We start from the raw sequence: 16,335 nt of genomic DNA on the forward strand, positions 1-16,335 counted from the left end.
CCGGTGGCCTCGATGAAAGCGGCGGTCGAGGAAGTGGCCGAGCCATGGTGGGGCACCAGCACGGTTTCGGCATCCACCCGAGCCTGGCGCAGCAGCCACTGCTCCCCGGCCGCCTCGAGGTCACCGGTGAGGAGAAGACTCTCCGACCGTCCAGCCACGCGTAACACGCAAGAGCGATCGTTGTCCGAGCCACGCGGCGCGCGCATCAGCGAAAACCGCACCCCGTCAAGCCGCCACTCCTCGCCATGCCGACACGGCACCGCCTGCTCGGCGACACCGAATCGCCCACTCGACAGGCCGACCACCGCGGCCTGCGGAAAGGCCTGCCGGATCGACGCGAGTCCACCGGCATGATCCATCGCCGCGTGACTGATCACGATGCGATCGAGCGACTCCACCCCCAACGCCCTCAGCGCGGGCAGGACGATGGCCTCACCGGTGTCGAAGCGCCCGTGACGAGGGCCGGCATCGTAGAGCAGATCGTGGTGCGCGGTGCGCAGCAGCACTGACGCCCCCTGCCCGACGTCGAGCACCACGGCCTCGAATGTCCCGATCGACGGGCGCGCCGGCCCGACCAGCATCGCGGGCAGCAACAGCAGGATGGCCAGCCAGCGCCCCGGGAAGCGTCTGGGGAACCCCAGCCAGAGCACACCCAGCGCGAACAGGCCCAGCGCGAGTCCGCCGGGGGCGCCATGGTTGGAATCCGGGAAGACATCGACCAGCCATGCCAACACCGTGAACAGCACGGTGCCCAGTTCGTTGATCAACCAGATTGGCCAGGTGGCGATCGCGGGGCTGATGCCCGCCGCGAACAACCCGAGCAAGGCCAGCGGCGTGATCAGCATCGAGACCAGCGGCACGGCCACTAGGTTGGCCGGCAAGGAGGCGAAGGCGATCCGGTCGAACAACCCCCAGGTCAACGGCAGCAGGCCGAGGGTGAGCAGCCACTGCAGGCGCAGCATTTCCCAGGGTCGCCAGAGCGCGTCACGACCGCGGACCAGGAGGATGATCAGCAGCACCGCGGCAAACGACAGCCAGAAACCCATGTCCAGCGGGGCGAACGGATCGATCGCCACCACCAGCACAAAGGCGATCAGCCACAGATCGAGCAGCCGCCAGCGTCGCTGCGTCAGCACGCCGAGCAGCAGTATCGTCAGCATCAGTGCTGCCCGCAGGGTGGGAATCGACAAGCCCGCGATCAGCGCATACCCCCAGGCTGCCACCACCGCCACCAGGGCCGCGACCCGCTGGGCCGGCACGCCCCGGCTGATCGACAACCGCCCCCAGAGTGCGCGCACCCACCAGGCGGCGATGGCTGCCACCATGCCGACGTGCAGCCCGGAGATGGCGAGCAGGTGATTGGTCCCCGAGGCCAGCAGCAGTTCCCACTGACGGTCGCTGAGCTCGCCGCGATCGCCCAGTGCCAGGCCGTGCAGCAACGCCGCCCCGGCTTCGAGCGACTCCGGCGCCCCCGACGAGCCCGGCACCGCGTTCAGGCTGGCCTGCAATCGCTCGCGGGCGCCATGCCGCCACCGATCGACCTGAGCCCGCCAGCCGGGGGCCGCGCCCAGGCCGTTCGGTTGCCGCTCGCGCAGGTAGCCGGTAGCGAGCACCCGGTGGCGGAACAGGTAACGCCGGTAGTCGAACCCGCCCGGGTTCGCATGCCCTCGCAGGGGCTTGATGCGTGCGACGAGGGCATAGCGGAGGCCCGCGGCCAGCTCGACCCGCTCGGCGGTCGGGCTGTAGTCGCTGAGCTTGAGGCGCCCGCCGACGGGCAGCTGGCGACAGACCCGGGCGGCCAGTGCATCACGGGGATCGGCCGGCCCGGCTCCCTGTATCGAGAGGGTGAACCGCCGGCGGTCGGCACGCTCGTCGACCAGGCCGACGATCGTCCCGTCGAGGCGGCAATCGACCCGCTGGTCGAACACCGGCGTCTGGGCCAGCAAGGTGCCCACGGGCACCAGGGTGTGCAGGACGCCGGCCATCGCGACCGGAAGGACGGTGGCCAGGGCCAAGGAGAGATTGGCTCCGCGGGTCGCCGGGCTGGCACGCACCCGCCACCGGACCACGAGCGCCGCCGTCACCAGGCCGAGGGCCAGCAGCCAGCCCTTCGGCATCGACCACGGGCCGATCTCGCCGGCAAGACCCGAACCCTGCGCCAGCGGCCATGGCACGAACCAGGCCAGCAACGCGCCCGCCGCCCAGGCAAGCAACAGCCAGCGGGCACCGACACGCGGGGTGGACCCGCCGGGCGGGTCGACCGGCCGCCGCCGGTCATCGAGGGGGATAGTGTCCATCGAGCCGCGTCCCTGCAGCGTGAATGGTGAAGGCCCACATGGCGCCAAAGGCATTCCTTGCCTTCGTCCTATCGGGTTACCATGTCGGCATGAATACTGTAGCCGCCCCGACCATCCATTGCATTCCCGTCCTCTCGGACAACTATGTCTGGCTGATCGAGGGGAAAGATGGCGCCGCGGTGATCGTCGATGCCGGCGAGGCCGGCCCCGTGATCGAGGCGATCGAGGCCCGCGGGCTCAAGCCGGTGGCCACGCTGATCACGCATCACCACGGCGATCACGTCCAGGGTCTGGCCGAGCTCACCCGGCGCTTTCCCATGACGATCCACGGCCCGGACAGCTGTCGCCGGGTGGGCGTGGACCACGTCGTCGGCGAAGGCGACTCGTTCACGGTCCCCGGCGTGGGCGAATTCGCGGTTCTCGCCACCCCCGGCCACACGCAGGATCACCTGAGCTACGTCTGCGGCACGGCGATCTTCTGCGGCGACACGCTGTTCACCGCCGGCTGCGGGCGGCTGTTCGAGGGCACCGCCGCTCAGATGCTGCACTCGCTCGACCGGCTGGCGGCCCTCGGCGACCAGATCGGGCCGGAGGCGACCATCTACTGCGGCCATGAATACACCGCCGACAGTCTGCGCTTCGCCGCCCACGCCGAGCCTGACAACCACGACATCGCCGCCCGTGTGCGCGAAGTGGCGGCAAAACGCGACGAGGGCGAACCGACGGCCAGCGCCCCGATGGATCTCGAGAAGCGCACCAACCCGTTCCTGCGCGTCCGTGTGCCGGCCCTGCGCAAGGCGATCGAGCGCCACGTCGGCGAAACCATCGAGGACGACATCGAGGCCTTCGCCCAGCTGCGCCACTGGAAGGATGACTTCGATGGCCTGGCGCGACTCTGACTCTTCCCGCTTACGAGATTCGAACTGACACCATGCCTGTCTCGCCAATCGCCCTGCTTTCGCCTCGATACACTTCAACGCCGACGCGCCTGCTGCGTGCACTTTTCCTGCCTGCGGCGATCCTGCTGCTGCATGGCTGTGCCGGAACGATTCCACCGACAGATCGGCCGGGCGACGAGGCACGCGAAACCAGCCGCCCCGGCGTCTCCACCCTGCCGGCAATCAGCGGCCAGGGCGATGACGACGTGACCGCCACCGACCACCGACACGACCTGTGGGCGGCGGTCGCCAGCCGCTTTACCCTGCCGGTGCCGGACAACGAGCGCGTGGACGCCGAGATCCGCCGTTACAGCCGTCATCCGGACTACCTGCGTGAGGTGAGCGAGCGGGCCGAGCCCTACCTCTACATGATCGTGGAGAAGCTCGAGGCGGCCGACCTGCCCCTGGAGCTGACCCTGCTGCCGATCGTCGAAAGTGCCTATTTGCCCCAGGCCCTGTCCTCGAGTTCGGCGGCCGGCATCTGGCAGTTCATCCCGTCGACCGGCACCCACTTCGGGCTGGAAAGCGACGCCTTCTACGATGGCCGCCGCGATATCGAGGCATCGACCGAGGCGGCCGTCACCTACTTCAGCCAGCTGCGTGGCATGTTCGACGACGACTGGCCCACGGTGATCGCCGCCTACAATGGCGGCCAGGGCACCCTGCTCAACGCCATCCGCGAAAACGAGTCCCTCGGTCGCCCGACCGACTTCTGGAGCCTCAATCAGATCCGCAAGGAGACCCGGGACTACCCCGCCCGCTTCTTTGCGCTGGTGAAGATCTTCTCCTCGCCGGAAAAGTACGGCTTCACCCCGCATGAGATCGAGAACCGCCCGGCCCTGGCCCAGGTCGAGCTCGACCGCTCCGTGAGCCTGGTCAAGCTGGCCGACCTCACCGGCATGGACCACGACGAGTTCTATCGGCTGAACCCCGGATTCGGGCGCTCGATCACCGGCGAGAAACCACGTCGCCTGCTGGTTCCGCGCGAGGCACGTGGACGCTTCGACGTCGATACCCTCAATGCGGCGGCCAGTGCCGCCGAGGAGTGGCAGCGGTACACCTTCGTACGCGGTGACAGCTTCCACCGCGTCGCCCAGCGCTACGGCAGCTCGGTCGACGAGTTGCTCGCGATCAACCGCCGGCAGTCGGCCGTCGCCCGTCCCGGACAGGTCATTCTGGTACCGGCCGGACGCGTGGAGCAGGCAATCGCCTCGGGCAACGCCCGTACCCACACCGTCAAGGCCGGCGAGTCGCTCTGGGCGATCTCCCGCCAGCATGGAGTCAAGGTTGCCGAGCTGCGACGGATGAACGCCTACGGCGACAACCCCGTCCTGCGCCCGGGCGACAAGGTAATTGTCGGGGCAAGAACGGACGACGGGCCGAACGACGAGAACGCCCCGTCGAATTACGTGGTCCAGCCGGGCGACACGCTCTGGAAACTGGCTCAGCGATTCTCGACCACCATCGAGGAGCTCACCGCTCTCAACCGCATCGGACCGGATGCCGCACTCAAGCCGGGCCAGGAGCTGCGAGTAGCCAGCAACTGAGCATCACGGCGATGAATGACCCGGACGCAAAGAGGGGCCCGCGTGGGCCCCTCTTTCATTGCCGGTCAATCGAACGGCGGCAGCTGCTCAGTCTGCCAGACCCAGCCAGCACCGCGTGTTCTCGTGAGTCCGCACCACCATCTCCGGCAGGCTCTCACCGCGCAGGTCGGCCAGCATCTCGGCCACGTAACGCACCCGGATGGGATTGTTGGGCTTGCCGCGGTACGGGACCGGAGACAGATATGGCGAGTCGGTCTCGACCAGGATCCGGTCGCCGGGCACCTTCTTCGCCACCTCGCGCAACGAGGCCGCCGACTTGAAGGTGACGATGCCGGAAAACGAGATGTAGAAGCCGAGATCCAGCGCCCGGCGCGCGGTTTCCCAGTCCTCGGCGAAACAGTGCATCACCCCGCCGCAGTCCTCGGCGTGCTCGCGCTCCAGCACACCCATGGTGTCGCCCGGCGCCCCGCGCGTGTGAATGATCACCGGCCTGCCAACGGCCTTGGCCGCCTCGATGTGATTGACGAAGCGCTCGTGCTGCCAGCGCTCGCCCTTCTCGCAGTGGAAGTAGTCCAGACCCGTCTCGCCCACCGCCACGATCGAGTCGGCGTGTGGATCCTCCCGGATCGACCGCACCAGTTCCTCGGCGGGGATCACCGCGCCGGCCTCGTCGGTCGGATGCAAGCCGTAGGAGAGGAACACCTCGGGGCGCTCGGCGCGACGGTCGGGATTCCCGGCGAGATACGGTGCGACCAGTTCGGTCATCGCCGGCCACGTGGCCGGCTTGATCGACACGCACAGCATCCGCGTGACGGATTCGAGCCAGGCGGTGTGCATGAAGCGATCGAAGTCGTTGTCGAAGGCGTCGAGTTCCACCCGGTCGAGGTGGCAGTGCGAATCGAACAGTTGCATGGTGCTCCGCGGGAATGGACCGGTCACGGGCCACTGGCGCCCCGTCCGGTCGGTTCACATGGTGTAGGTCGGCGTTTCCTTTTCCAGTGCCCCGGCGAGGTAGGTCTCGATCTGCTGACGCGTGCGGCCGTGGTCCATGCGGCCGAACTGCACGCCGATGCCGGCCACCTTGCCGCCCTGGGCCCCCTGCGGGGTCACCCAGACGACCTTGGAGGCCACGGCCAGCCGCTCGGGGCTGCCCATCAGGGTGAGGGTCAGAAAGATCTCCTTGCCCATCGGGATGTGCGTGTGTCCCGGAATGAACAGCCCGCCGTTCTTCACGAATGGCATGTAGGACTTGTAGAGCGTGTCCTTGTCCGGGATGTTGTGGTGGATCATGCCTCCACCCAGGCCGCCTCCTGCTGCCATTGCACGCTACCTCGTCACGGTTGATCGATCGGCTCGGTCATCGAACTGACCGAAGCGGGACACGGAAAATCGTTTGATTAGTCTACCGGCAATCGCGGTGCGGTCGAAGCGAAGGAAACTCCGAACTGCGATTCCTTATCCGACCGGCTCGAGCCGGCGGGCCAGCCTCGGGTCGACGAGATCCAGCGCCAGCTGCTCGACCGACAGCTCCGGGTGCAGGGGATGACCGGCCTCGCGGGCGAACTGCACCAGCCGGGTCTGTATCGCCAGCCACTGCTCGCTGTCGTGGGCGCGCGCAAGCCGTTCGACCATGGGCACCAGCGCCGGCGGCATGTCTGCCGCCAGGCCGGCGCGGCGACGGGCCACTGCCGGCCAGAGCCGCAGCAGCCAGCGAGCCAGCACCGGTCGGGGTGTGGCCAGCCACGGCGCGATCGGGGCCAGGGGGGAGCCGGGCCCCTCGGCCAGGCGCACCCAGGCCTGGGTCACCGCCTGCCAGTCGAAGGTGGGGTCCGTGCCGTCGACCAGGGTAGGGTCGTCGATGAAGGCCAGCAGCTCGGCGCGATCGGGCGAACAGCCGGTGGCCTGTTGCCACCAGGCCGCCAGCTCCTCGGCGCGGGGTTCGCGCAGGCGGATGCGCTGGAGGCGCGAGCGGATGGTCGGCAGCAGGCGGTCGACCTGCTCGACCGTGCAGAGGAACTGCATCGATTCGGGCGGCTCCTCGAGGAGCTTCAACAAGGCATTGCCCGAGGCGCGATTGAGCCGCTCGATGCGCTCGATCAGCACCAGTCGCATGCGACCGTACCGGGTGATGAACGCCCCCTCGATCAGTGCGCGGATGGCATCGACCGGGATGTCGCGATGCTCGGGGTCGTCCGCCAGCCGGTGCAGGTCGGGGAAACTGCCCTGCTCGGCCTGGCGGCAGGCGGGACATGCCCCGCAGGGCCAGCCGTCCCGTGGGGTCTCGCAGATCAGCCGGCGCGCCAGTGTCTCGATCAGCGCGGTCATCGGCGCGCCCAGACGGCCATGCAACAGCAGGCCATGCGGCAACCGGCCGGCAGCGATCATCCGGTCCAGTCGAGTCCAGGCATCGTTCAGCCAGCCGGCACTCTCGATGGTGGCCGGGTCGCTGACCAGCCGTCGCTCGGCCAGACCCGAGAAGGTCGATTCCTGCGTATCAGCGGCCATGCGTCGCCTCCAGCTCGGCCTCGATCCGCGCGCGCACCTCGGCCAGCGGCCGGGTGGCGTCCACCCGGCGGAACCGGGCCGGTTCACGCGTTGCGAGCGCCTCGAAGCCGTGACGCACCCGCTCGAAGAAGGCCAGCGTTTCCTGCTCGAATCGGTCCGCCGACTCGCGGCTGGCCGCCCGCTCGAGCCCCAGTGCCACCGGCACGTCCAGCCAGAGCGTCAGTTCGGGGTTGCAGTCGGCGTGCGCCACCTCGGCCAGCTGGTCGATGGTGGCCATCGACAGTCCCCGACCGGCGCCCTGGTAGGCGCGGGTGGAATCCGTGAAGCGGTCGCAGACCACTACCTTCCCCTCAGCCATCGCCGGGCGGATCACCCGTTCGACGTGCTGCGCTCGAGCGGCGAACATCAGCAACAGTTCGGTGGACGGGGCGACCGGCTCGTCGCGCACCGCCTTGAGCACCGCGCGCAGTTCCTCGGCCAGCGGGGTGCCACCGGGTTCGCGGGTGCACAGCACCGTCTCGCCGCGAGACTCGAACCACTCGCGCACGAAGGCCATGGCGGTCGACTTGCCCGCACCCTCCAGGCCCTCGAGGGTAATGAACCGCGGCGTGGCGGCCGGATCGGTCATGGACGCTCTCCCTGTTGCTGCTGAAAGACGCGCCAGCGCGCCACCGCCCGGTTATGTTCCTCGAGCGTGCGCGAGAAGGCGTGTCCCCCCGTCCCGTCGGCGACGAAGTACAACGCATCGGTCTCGGCGGGGCGAGTGGCGGCATTTATCGAGGCGATCGACGGCAGGGCGATAGGCGTCGGTGGCAGCCCGTCACGGGTATAGGTGTTGTAGGGCGTGTCCTCGCGCAGGTGACGGCTGAACAGGCGACCGTCGTACTCCTCGCCCATCCCGTAGATGACGGTGGGATCGGTCTGCAGACGCATGCCGCGCTCGAGGCGGTTGACGAATACGCCGGCGACTTCGTCGCGCTCGCCGGACAGGCCGGTTTCCTTCTCGATCACCGAGGCGAGGATCAGCGCCTCGTAGGGGGTTTCCAGGGGAAGATCGTCGGCACGGGCGGCCCAGGCGGCATCAACGACCTCGCGCATCTGAGTGAAGGCCCGCCGGATCAACGCCCGATCGGTGGTACCGGCCGTGTACCGGTAGGTATCCGGAAACAGCCACCCCTCGAGATGATCGACGGGCAGGTCGAGCTCATCGAGCACGGTCTCGGCGGTGAGTTCGTCGAGGGTGCGCCGGATGCGCGGCGCCTCGGCCAACCGGTCGAGAAACACCTGGGCCGTGACGCCCTCGGGGATGGTCAGCCGGTACTCGATCACGTCACCGGCGACCATCCGGTCGAGCAGCGAGGCCAGGCGCTCGTCGGGGCGGACCTCGTACTCACCGGCCTGGATGGAGCGGGCCTGACCGCGAAAGCGCGCCGTCCAGTCGATCGCGCGGGCCGGGATGCCCGGTTGCACTTCATGGATGGAGGCCGCGATGGACGGCATGGATTGGCCCGACTCCACCGTCACGGTCGTGGTCGAATCCACCAGCGGCATCTGCCAGTAGTGCGCGGCCAGCCCGACCCCGACCACGAGGCCGGCGAGCAGGCCCATGCCGGCCGCCCAGGTCAAGAACACTCCAATCGCTCGCCGCATCCGCTACTCCTCAAGACTCGATCGATCGACGTGACGCCCCACCCGGGATCGCCGCCGAGCAGGGAACGCACTCGGCCAGCGCGACCCGTCCCCAGCTGCTGCCCGCCAGGGCCGCGGACAACGCCGCCGGCCACGGGTTCTGCCCGGCGTTCGTCGCGAAGCCGCCCGGCGAGACGGGCGGCTGCCAGCAGCCGTCAATGCAGGCCAGCGTGTCGCTGGGCGGGACGTCGACCTCGCCCAGCGGCCGACCGAGCAGCTGACCCACCGGTCGCCAGGCCGAGACCGCGTTGCAGAGAAAGGCCGCCTCGGCCAGCGCCAGGCGACCGGGGGCACAGGCCGTGATGCGCGCACCCAGCGCCTCGATCCACCAGGCGCGGCGCGTGCCGGCAATCGCCCCGCCCACCAGCGGCGGGGTATGCCAGCCATCGCGCTCACGCCAGAACAGGTTGCCCATCGTACCGGAAACCACCCGCCCGCCCGGGTCGAGCATCAAGCCCTCGCGCCGCCCGGCAGGCAACGATTGCTGCGCCAGCACCTGGGGAAGCCGGTTGAGATGCTTGAGACCGCGCAGCGCCGACATCCCCTCGACAACCACCGGCACCGGATCGACCGCCAACGGCTCGGCGGAAATCGACGGCAACGGACCAGCGCTGGCCGTCACCGTCAATTGGGGCTCCTCGGGACGGCGATAGCCGCGTGGACCGCCGCCGGCCGTGATCACGAGCTTGCACACGCCGGCCGAACCATCGCCGGTCGCCCCGGCACCGATCGCCCGTTCGAGGACCGAGAGCACCCGCTCGCCCGTGGGCTCGGGCAACCCCAGTCGCGCCAGGCCGCAGCGCAGGCGGGCGAGGTGATCGTGCAGTTGTCGTGCCTGTCCGGCATGGATGAACAGTGTCTCGAACAGGCCGTCGCCAAAGGCACAGCCCCGGTCGGTCTGGGGGAACCCCGCCGCGGTCATTCGACCGGAACCCCGGCGGCCAGTGCCGCCTCACCACCGAGGGCATCGAGCACTCCGCGGGCCTTCTGGTAGGTCTCGTCGAGCTCGCGCGTCGGGTCGGAGTCCGCCACGATACCGCCGCCGGTGCGGAACTCGCCCTGCCCGTCGGGGGCGAGAAACAGGCTTCGAATCAGGATATTGCTGTCCATCCGGCCGTGGTTGCTGAGATACCCGAGGCTGCCGGTATAGGGCCCGCGGCCGGTCTGTTCGAGCTCGGCCAGGATCTCCATGCAGCGCACCTTCGGGCAGCCGGTGATCGTCCCGCCGGGGAAGCAGGCGGCCAGGGCGGCCAGCGGCGAGGAGGCCGCCGGCAGGCGTCCGACCACGTTCGAGACCAGGTGGTGCACCTGGGCGTAGGACTCGACCACCATCAGCTCGTCGACCCGTACCGAGCCGGGCTCGCAGACGCGGCCGAGGTCGTTGCGCTCGAGATCGATGAGCATGACATGCTCGGCGCGCTCCTTGGGATGCGCCTGCAGTTGCGCGATCAGCTCGCGGTCGCGCACCGGATCCGGGTCGCGGCGGCGGGTGCCGGCGATCGGGCGGGTCTCGGCGTGCCCCTCGGCCACGCGCAGCAATCGTTCCGGCGAGGAACTGACGATCTCGCCCTCCGGCTGGCGATACCAGGCGGCGAACGGCGCGGGGTTGCGACGGCATAGCGCCTCGTAGACCGAGGCCGACGATACGCCATCGGCAAGCTGGAATTGCCAGGCATGCGAGAGGTTGGCCTGGAAGATGTCACCGGCAAACAGGTAGTCGCGCACCCGAACGACGCGCTCGCGGTGAGGTGCCCCCTGGGGGGGATGGAGTTCGGCCAGTTCGACCGCGCCTTGGCCCGGCTCATCATCTCTCCGGCCATTGCCCACCCGCCCCCTGGCCGCAACCAGTGCCTCGGCCAGCTCGGCACCCCGGGAGCTGCCGTCGTGGACGACGATGTCCTCGCCGCCGAGGTGATCCCGCACCAGGGCGGCCGGGTGATACTCGGCGACCGCGCGCGGAAAGCCGCTTTGTGCCCCCAGCGTGAAGGCGGGCAGGTCGAGCGTCGGCTCGATCTCCGCGGCCATCTCGTAGGCGAGAAAGAAGCTCCAGCCACCGAGGAAGGGAAACGTCGCCGGCAGGCCCTGGGATGCCAGCCACCCGGGGGCATCGAATGCCGCCGGCAACACCTGCCGGCGGGAGACGGCCTGCTGGAGGGTGTCGAGAAAGGTCGGCGCGGCATCCATCCCCTCGGGCGGGGCTCGCAGCCGTTCGTCGGCCGCGGAAAACAGGATCGACCAGCGGCTCAAGGGGCCGCCGGCGGTCACGCTCTCGAACAGGTGGCTACCGGCCTCGCCGGACGCCATCAGCACTCGGGCGAGCGGCGCCCCTCCCTCGGGAGGGTTGGCCAGGCGCTGAACGACGGGCACGCTCACGGATGGCTCACGCAATCGGGCGGCGCACTGCGTCCATCAGTCGACCGAGCGGCCGAAGATCAGCGTGCCGTTGGTGCCGCCGAAACCGAAGGAGTTGGACATCGCCACCTCGAAGCCCTCGACGCGGCGGGCCTCGTGCGGCACGAAGTCGAGGTCGCAGTCCTCGGAGGGGTTGTCGAGGTTGATCGTCGGCGGCAGGACCTGGTCACGCAGCGCGAGCACCGAGAACACCGCCTCGATACCGCCGGCCGCGCCCAGCAGGTGCCCGGTCATCGACTTGGTCGAACTGACCGGGCAGTTGACCGGCTGGTCACCGAACAGCGACTTGATGGCGTGCACCTCGGTGCCGTCACCCGCCGGCGTGGAGGTGCCGTGCGCGTTGATGTAGTCGATGTCGGCCGGCGCCAGGTCGGCATCCTTGAGCGCGGCGTCCATGCAACGGCGGGCGCCGTTGCCGTCGGTGGCCGGCAGGGTCATGTGATAGGCATCCGAGCTCATGCCGAAGCCCTTGAGCTCGCCGTAGATACGCGCGCCGCGGGCCTGGGCGTGCTCGAGCGACTCGAGCACCATCACGCCGGCACCCTCGCCCAGCACGAAGCCGTCGCGGTCGCGGTCCCAGGGGCGCGAGGCGGCTTGCGGGTCGTCGTTGCGGGTGGAAAGTGCCCGCGCGGCGGCGAAGCCGGCCACGCCCAGCGGCGAGACCGCGCCCTCGGTACCGCCGGCAATCATCACGTCGGCATCGCCGTAGGCGATCAGGCGCGCGGCCTGCCCGATGCTGTGTGTACCGGAGGTGCAGGCAGTGACCGTGGCGAGGTTCGGGCCACGGAAGCCGTAACGGATCGAGAGCTGGCCCGAGGCCATGTTGATGATCGCGCCGGGGACGAAGAACGGCGAGACGCGTCGCGGCCCCTGGTTCTCCAGGGCGAGCGTGTTGCGCTCGATACCGCCCAGCCCGCCGATACCGGAGCCGATGAAGGTGCCCACCCGGTCGAGATCGAGGCCGTCGCTGATCAGGTCCGCATCCTCGATCGCCTCGATCGAGGCGCCCAGGGCGTAGAGGATGAACGGCTCCATCTTCTTGACGTCCTTGGCTGGGATGAACGCGGTCGGATCGAAGTCCTTCACCGTGGCGGCGAACTTGACCGCCATCTTGTCGGTGTCGAACCGATCGATGAAGGCGGCGCCCGAACGGCCGGCGAGAATGCCGTCCCAGGAATCCTTGACGTTGTTGCCCAGCGGGGTCACCAGCCCGAGGCCGGTTATCACGACGCGACGTTTGCTCATGCTGCTCTTTCCAGTTCGATTGGTGGGTACCACCAAGTAAAAAACCGCGATCGACCTCCCTTGCCGAAGGCCGAAACACGGTTTTTCAGTTCACACGCCCAGACACCCGGTCGGGGCCTGCGAAACGCACAAGGACCGAATCAGGCGTCCTTGTGGTTGTTGACGTAGTCGATGGCCTGCTGAACGGTGGTGATCTTCTCGGCCTCTTCGTCCGGAATCTCGCACTCGAACTCTTCTTCCAGCGCCATGACCAGTTCGACGGTATCCAGGGAATCCGCGCCGAGGTCGTCAACGAATGAAGCTTCATTTGTGACTTCTTCTTCCTTGACGCCCAACTGCTCTACAACGATCTTCTTGACGCGTTCTTCAACGGTGCTCATTCGTATCGAACCTCTTCTGGTACAAACACTGTTCAATTAAACGTTTTGGCCCGGCAACTCCGGGCCAACACTGCCCGGCATTCTAGTGAAAACCGACCGGCAGGCCAAATAAAAATGCCCATTCGCCGCACGGGGCGCCGTGGCGGGCCTTAGCCCATGTACATGCCGCCGTTGACGTGAATGGTCTGGCCGTTGATGTAGCCGGCCTCGGGGGCCGCCAGGAAGCGCACCGCCGAGGCGATCTCCTCGGGCTGGCCCAGGCGACCGTTGGGGATGTTGCCCAGCAGCATCTCCTTCTGCTTTTCCGGCAGATCGCGGGTCATGTCGGTCTCGATGAACCCGGGGGCGACCACGTTGACGGTCACGCCGCGCGGGCCAAGCTCGCGGGCCAGCGACTTGGAAAAGCCCATGATGCCGGCCTTGGCCGCCGCGTAGTTGGTCTGTCCGGCATTGCCCATCGCACCGACCACCGAGGCGATCGAGATGATGCGCCCCCAGCGGGCCTTGGCCATCGAACGCATCACCTTCTGCGACAGGCGGAAGACCGAGGTGAGGTTGGTGTCGATGATGGCGTCCCAGTCGTCTTCCTTCATGCGCATCAGCAGCGTGTCGCGGGTGATGCCGGCGTTGTTGACCAGCACGGCGATCGGCCCGAAGCGCGACTCGATCTCCTTGATCACCGTGTCGACCTGCGCGGCGTCGGTAACGTCCAGCGCCATGCCGGCGCCATGCTCGCCCAGGCGCTCGTCGATCGCGGCCGCGCCCTTCTCGGAGGTGGCGGTGCCGACCACCGTCGCGCCGGCTGCCACCAGGGCATCGGCGATCGCCGCGCCGATACCCCGCGAGGCGCCGGTGACCAGGGCCACGCGGCCATCGAGGTTGGCAAATTGGGTCGCTTGTTCGGACATGGGGTATTCCTCAGAAATGGGGTGTCGTGATTCCGTCTGATCTATTCGGCGCCGAGCGCCTTTTCCAGCGTGGTCTGGTCGAACACCGCCTTGGCGCCCAACGTGCGGTCGATACGGCGCGCCAGCCCGGTGAGCACCTTGCCAGGGCCGAACTCGACCTGGTCGCCGGCACCCATGGCCTGCATCGCCTGGACGCAGGCCACCCACTGGACCGGACGGAACAGCTGCTCGACCAGCGCGGTGGCGATGGCCTCGGGCTTGTCGTGGGTGAGGGCATCGACGTTGTGGATCACGGGGATTTTCGGGGCGCGGATATCGACCTGCGCGATCTCGGCACGCAGCTGTTCGCCGGCCTCGCGCATCAGCGAGGAATGCGACGGCACGCTCACCGGCAACAGGACGAAGCGCTTGGCACCGGCCTCGCTCGCGATCGCCTCGGCCCGCTCGACGGCGGCCCGGTCACCGGCGATCACCACCTGCCCCGGGGCGTTGAAGTTGACCGCCTCGCAGACCTCGCCGTCGGCGGCCTGCTCGCAGACGCCGCGGACCGCCTCGTCCTCGAGGCCCAGCACGGCGGCCATCGCGCCCTGCCCCTCGGCCACGGCCGACTGCATCAGCTGGCCGCGACGGGCGACCAGGGCGACGGCAGCCTCGAAATCGATGGACTCGGCGGCGACCAGCGCGGCGTACTCGCCCAGGCTGTGACCGGCCAGTGCGGCGGGCATGGCGCCATTGGACTGACGCCAGATCTGCCAGGCCGCCACGTCGGCGGCCAGCATGGCCGGCTGGGTGACTTCGGTGCGGTTCAGGTCGGCGACCTCGCCCTCGGCCACGAGTTTCCAGAGATCGTAACCAAGCACGTCGCCGGCACGGTCGAACACCGCCTGCGCGACGTCCTCGTGCTCGCCCCAGCCACTGGCCATGCCGATCGACTGGGAACCCTGTCCCGGAAACACCCCTGCAATCATGTTCATGCTCTCGCCGATTGAAAACGGCGGGATGGTATCACAGCCGCCCGGGGCCACCCGGGCCACCCGGGCCACCCGGGGGCGCCCTACGAGCCGCCGACATCAGCCTGTCACGCCGAGACGCAAGAATCGGGCTCCCCCGAGCCCATCGCATCGAGAGCCTGCCGTGCATATCCTGATGATTTCCGACGTGTTCTTTCCCCGCATCAACGGGGTATCCACGTCGATCGAGAATTTCCGTCGGCAGCTGCTCGACCAGGGACACCGTGTGACGCTCTACTGCCCCGACTATCCCGACGACCAGCCTGGTTCGGGCAAGAGTCTCGTTACCGAGGACGGGATCAGGCGCATTCTCTCGAGGCAGGCGCCACTCGATCCGGAAGATCGACTGATGCGCTGGGCGGAACTGATGCGTGAAATCCCGACCCTCTCGGCGCAGGGAGTCGATCTCGTCCACGTGCATACGCCCTTCGCCGCCCACTACGCCGGACGCCGCATCGCTCGAAAGCTGGGCGTGCCCATCATCGAGACCTACCACACCTTCTTCGAGGAATACGCCGACAAGTACGTGCCGTTCCTGCCCGCTTCCTGGCTGCGGCGGCTGGCACGCACCTGGTCACGGACGCAGTGCAACGGCGTCGACCGGCTGGTCGTGCCATCGGCGCCGATGATGGCATCGCTCATCGACTATGGCGTGACCACGCCGATGACGGTGATTCCGACCGGGTTGCCGTTCGCCGACCCGGCCTCGCCTGCCGACACAACGAGCTTTCGCTCGCGGCATGCGATCGCGCCCACCGCCCCCTTGCTGCTCTACGTGGGTCGGGTCGCCAGGGAAAAGAACATCGACGTGCTGATCGAAATGATGCCCGCCGTGCTCGAGCGGCATCCGGACACCATCCTGCTGATCGCCGGCGAGGGCCCGGCCAGAGAGTCGTTGGGAAACAAGGTGCATGCCATGCGACTGGGCGCATCAATACGCTTCCTGGGCTACCTGTGCCGCGAGACCGAATTGCCGGCCGCCTACCGGGCCGCCGATCTGTTCGTCTTCGCCTCCACCAGCGAGACCCAGGGACTGGTCATCCTGGAAGCGCTCGCCCAGGGCACACCGGTAGTGGCGGTGGCCGAAATGGGCACGTGCGACGTGCTGGACGAGGATGGCGGCTGTCGGATCGTGGCCAATCGTCCGGACGCCTTTTCCACGGCGATCAATGCCCTGCTGGACGACGACGCAGAGAGGGAAGGACTGCGAGAGGCGGCATTGCCATACGCCAGGAGCTGGTCGGCCGAGGCGATGACGCAAAGACTGCTCGGGGTCTACCGCGAGCTGGCCGCGAACAGCTCGTAAGCGACCTGTGGAAGGTCTCCACGAAGGAGAGATGACGCCTAGATGTTGTTGAACAAGGACAACTGCTGGGTCTTGACCATGCTTTGCTGCGTGGCCTG

15 protein-coding genes are annotated in these 16,335 nt (G+C 68.3%); 3 read left to right on the forward strand and 12 right to left on the reverse strand.

Annotated features, from left to right (window positions below; all coding sequences use genetic code 11):
• Nucleotides 1-2,297, reverse strand: a 2,297-nt coding sequence (locus ACLFRM_RS06055; protein ID WP_410754825.1) for a DNA internalization-related competence protein ComEC/Rec2, incomplete at its 3' end; no start/stop codon positions are given.
• An 89-nt stretch (nt 2,298-2,386) separates the two neighbouring features.
• Between ACLFRM_RS06055 and gloB the strand changes: the two genes are divergently transcribed.
• Together gloB and ACLFRM_RS06065 are read left to right on the forward strand one after the other, a co-directional pair.
• Nucleotides 2,387-3,196: a hydroxyacylglutathione hydrolase gene (gene gloB, locus ACLFRM_RS06060; protein WP_410754826.1), complete on the forward strand. Its 810-nt coding sequence runs from the start codon at nt 2,387-2,389 to the stop codon at nt 3,194-3,196.
• Nucleotides 3,197-3,228: 32 nt separating this feature from the next.
• Nucleotides 3,229-4,782 carry a LysM peptidoglycan-binding domain-containing protein gene (locus ACLFRM_RS06065; protein ID WP_410754827.1) on the forward strand — a complete coding sequence of 518 codons (1,554 nt, stop codon included), beginning with the start codon at nt 3,229-3,231 and terminating at the stop codon, nt 4,780-4,782.
• A gap of 87 nt (nt 4,783-4,869) precedes the next feature.
• Here the strand turns inward: ACLFRM_RS06065 and ACLFRM_RS06070 are convergent, their stop codons facing one another.
• The 11 genes from ACLFRM_RS06070 to fabD form a co-directional block, all read right to left on the reverse strand.
• Complete coding sequence (locus ACLFRM_RS06070; protein ID WP_410754828.1) at nt 4,870-5,694, reverse strand: TatD family hydrolase; 825 nt, start codon at nt 5,692-5,694, stop codon at nt 4,870-4,872.
• 54 nt (nt 5,695-5,748) lie between these two features.
• Nucleotides 5,749-6,102: a PilZ domain-containing protein gene (locus tag ACLFRM_RS06075; RefSeq protein ID WP_410754829.1), complete on the reverse strand. Its 354-nt coding sequence runs from the start codon at nt 6,100-6,102 to the stop codon at nt 5,749-5,751.
• A 135-nt stretch (nt 6,103-6,237) separates the two neighbouring features.
• Nucleotides 6,238-7,287, reverse strand: a complete 1,050-nt coding sequence (locus tag ACLFRM_RS06080; protein WP_410754830.1) for a hypothetical protein — start codon at nt 7,285-7,287, stop codon at nt 6,238-6,240.
• The gene (gene tmk / locus ACLFRM_RS06085; RefSeq protein WP_410754831.1) at nt 7,277-7,915 is read right to left on the reverse strand and encodes a dTMP kinase; all 639 of its coding nucleotides are present in this window, start codon (nt 7,913-7,915) and stop codon (nt 7,277-7,279) included. Before tmk ends, ACLFRM_RS06080 begins: the two co-directional genes overlap by 11 nt.
• Nucleotides 7,912-8,937, reverse strand: coding sequence for an endolytic transglycosylase MltG (mltG, locus tag ACLFRM_RS06090; RefSeq protein ID WP_410754833.1), 1,026 nt, complete (start codon nt 8,935-8,937; stop codon nt 7,912-7,914). The genes tmk and mltG overlap by 4 nt, the downstream gene beginning before the upstream one ends.
• A gap of 10 nt (nt 8,938-8,947) precedes the next feature.
• Nucleotides 8,948-9,898 carry an aminotransferase class IV gene (locus ACLFRM_RS06095; RefSeq protein WP_410754834.1) on the reverse strand — a complete coding sequence of 317 codons (951 nt, stop codon included), beginning with the start codon at nt 9,896-9,898 and terminating at the stop codon, nt 8,948-8,950.
• The gene (locus ACLFRM_RS06100; protein ID WP_410754835.1) at nt 9,895-11,349 is read right to left on the reverse strand and encodes a chorismate-binding protein; all 1,455 of its coding nucleotides are present in this window, start codon (nt 11,347-11,349) and stop codon (nt 9,895-9,897) included. The genes ACLFRM_RS06095 and ACLFRM_RS06100 overlap by 4 nt, the downstream gene beginning before the upstream one ends.
• Nucleotides 11,350-11,385: 36 nt before the next feature.
• Nucleotides 11,386-12,633 carry a beta-ketoacyl-ACP synthase II gene (fabF, locus tag ACLFRM_RS06105; protein WP_410754836.1) on the reverse strand — a complete coding sequence of 416 codons (1,248 nt, stop codon included), beginning with the start codon at nt 12,631-12,633 and terminating at the stop codon, nt 11,386-11,388.
• A gap of 140 nt (nt 12,634-12,773) precedes the next feature.
• On the reverse strand, nt 12,774-13,013 hold the full coding sequence (gene acpP, locus ACLFRM_RS06110) for an acyl carrier protein (protein ID WP_058575544.1): 240 nt from the start codon (nt 13,011-13,013) through the stop codon (nt 12,774-12,776).
• 149 nt (nt 13,014-13,162) lie between these two features.
• Nucleotides 13,163-13,921 carry a 3-oxoacyl-ACP reductase FabG gene (gene fabG / locus ACLFRM_RS06115; protein WP_410754837.1) on the reverse strand — a complete coding sequence of 253 codons (759 nt, stop codon included), beginning with the start codon at nt 13,919-13,921 and terminating at the stop codon, nt 13,163-13,165.
• 41 nt (nt 13,922-13,962) lie between these two features.
• Entirely contained in the window at nt 13,963-14,889 is a 927-nt protein-coding gene (fabD, locus tag ACLFRM_RS06120; protein WP_410754839.1) for an ACP S-malonyltransferase, read from the reverse strand.
• Nucleotides 14,890-15,055: 166 nt separating this feature from the next.
• On the opposite strand from fabD, the gene ACLFRM_RS06125 reads away from it, so the two are divergent.
• Nucleotides 15,056-16,237: a glycosyltransferase gene (locus ACLFRM_RS06125; protein ID WP_410754838.1), complete on the forward strand. Its 1,182-nt coding sequence runs from the start codon at nt 15,056-15,058 to the stop codon at nt 16,235-16,237.
• Nucleotides 16,238-16,335: the final 98 nt, after the last annotated feature.

It is taken from the genome of Guyparkeria sp. (assembly GCF_046540515.1).
Taxonomy (GTDB): Bacteria; Pseudomonadota; Gammaproteobacteria; order Halothiobacillales; family Halothiobacillaceae; genus Guyparkeria.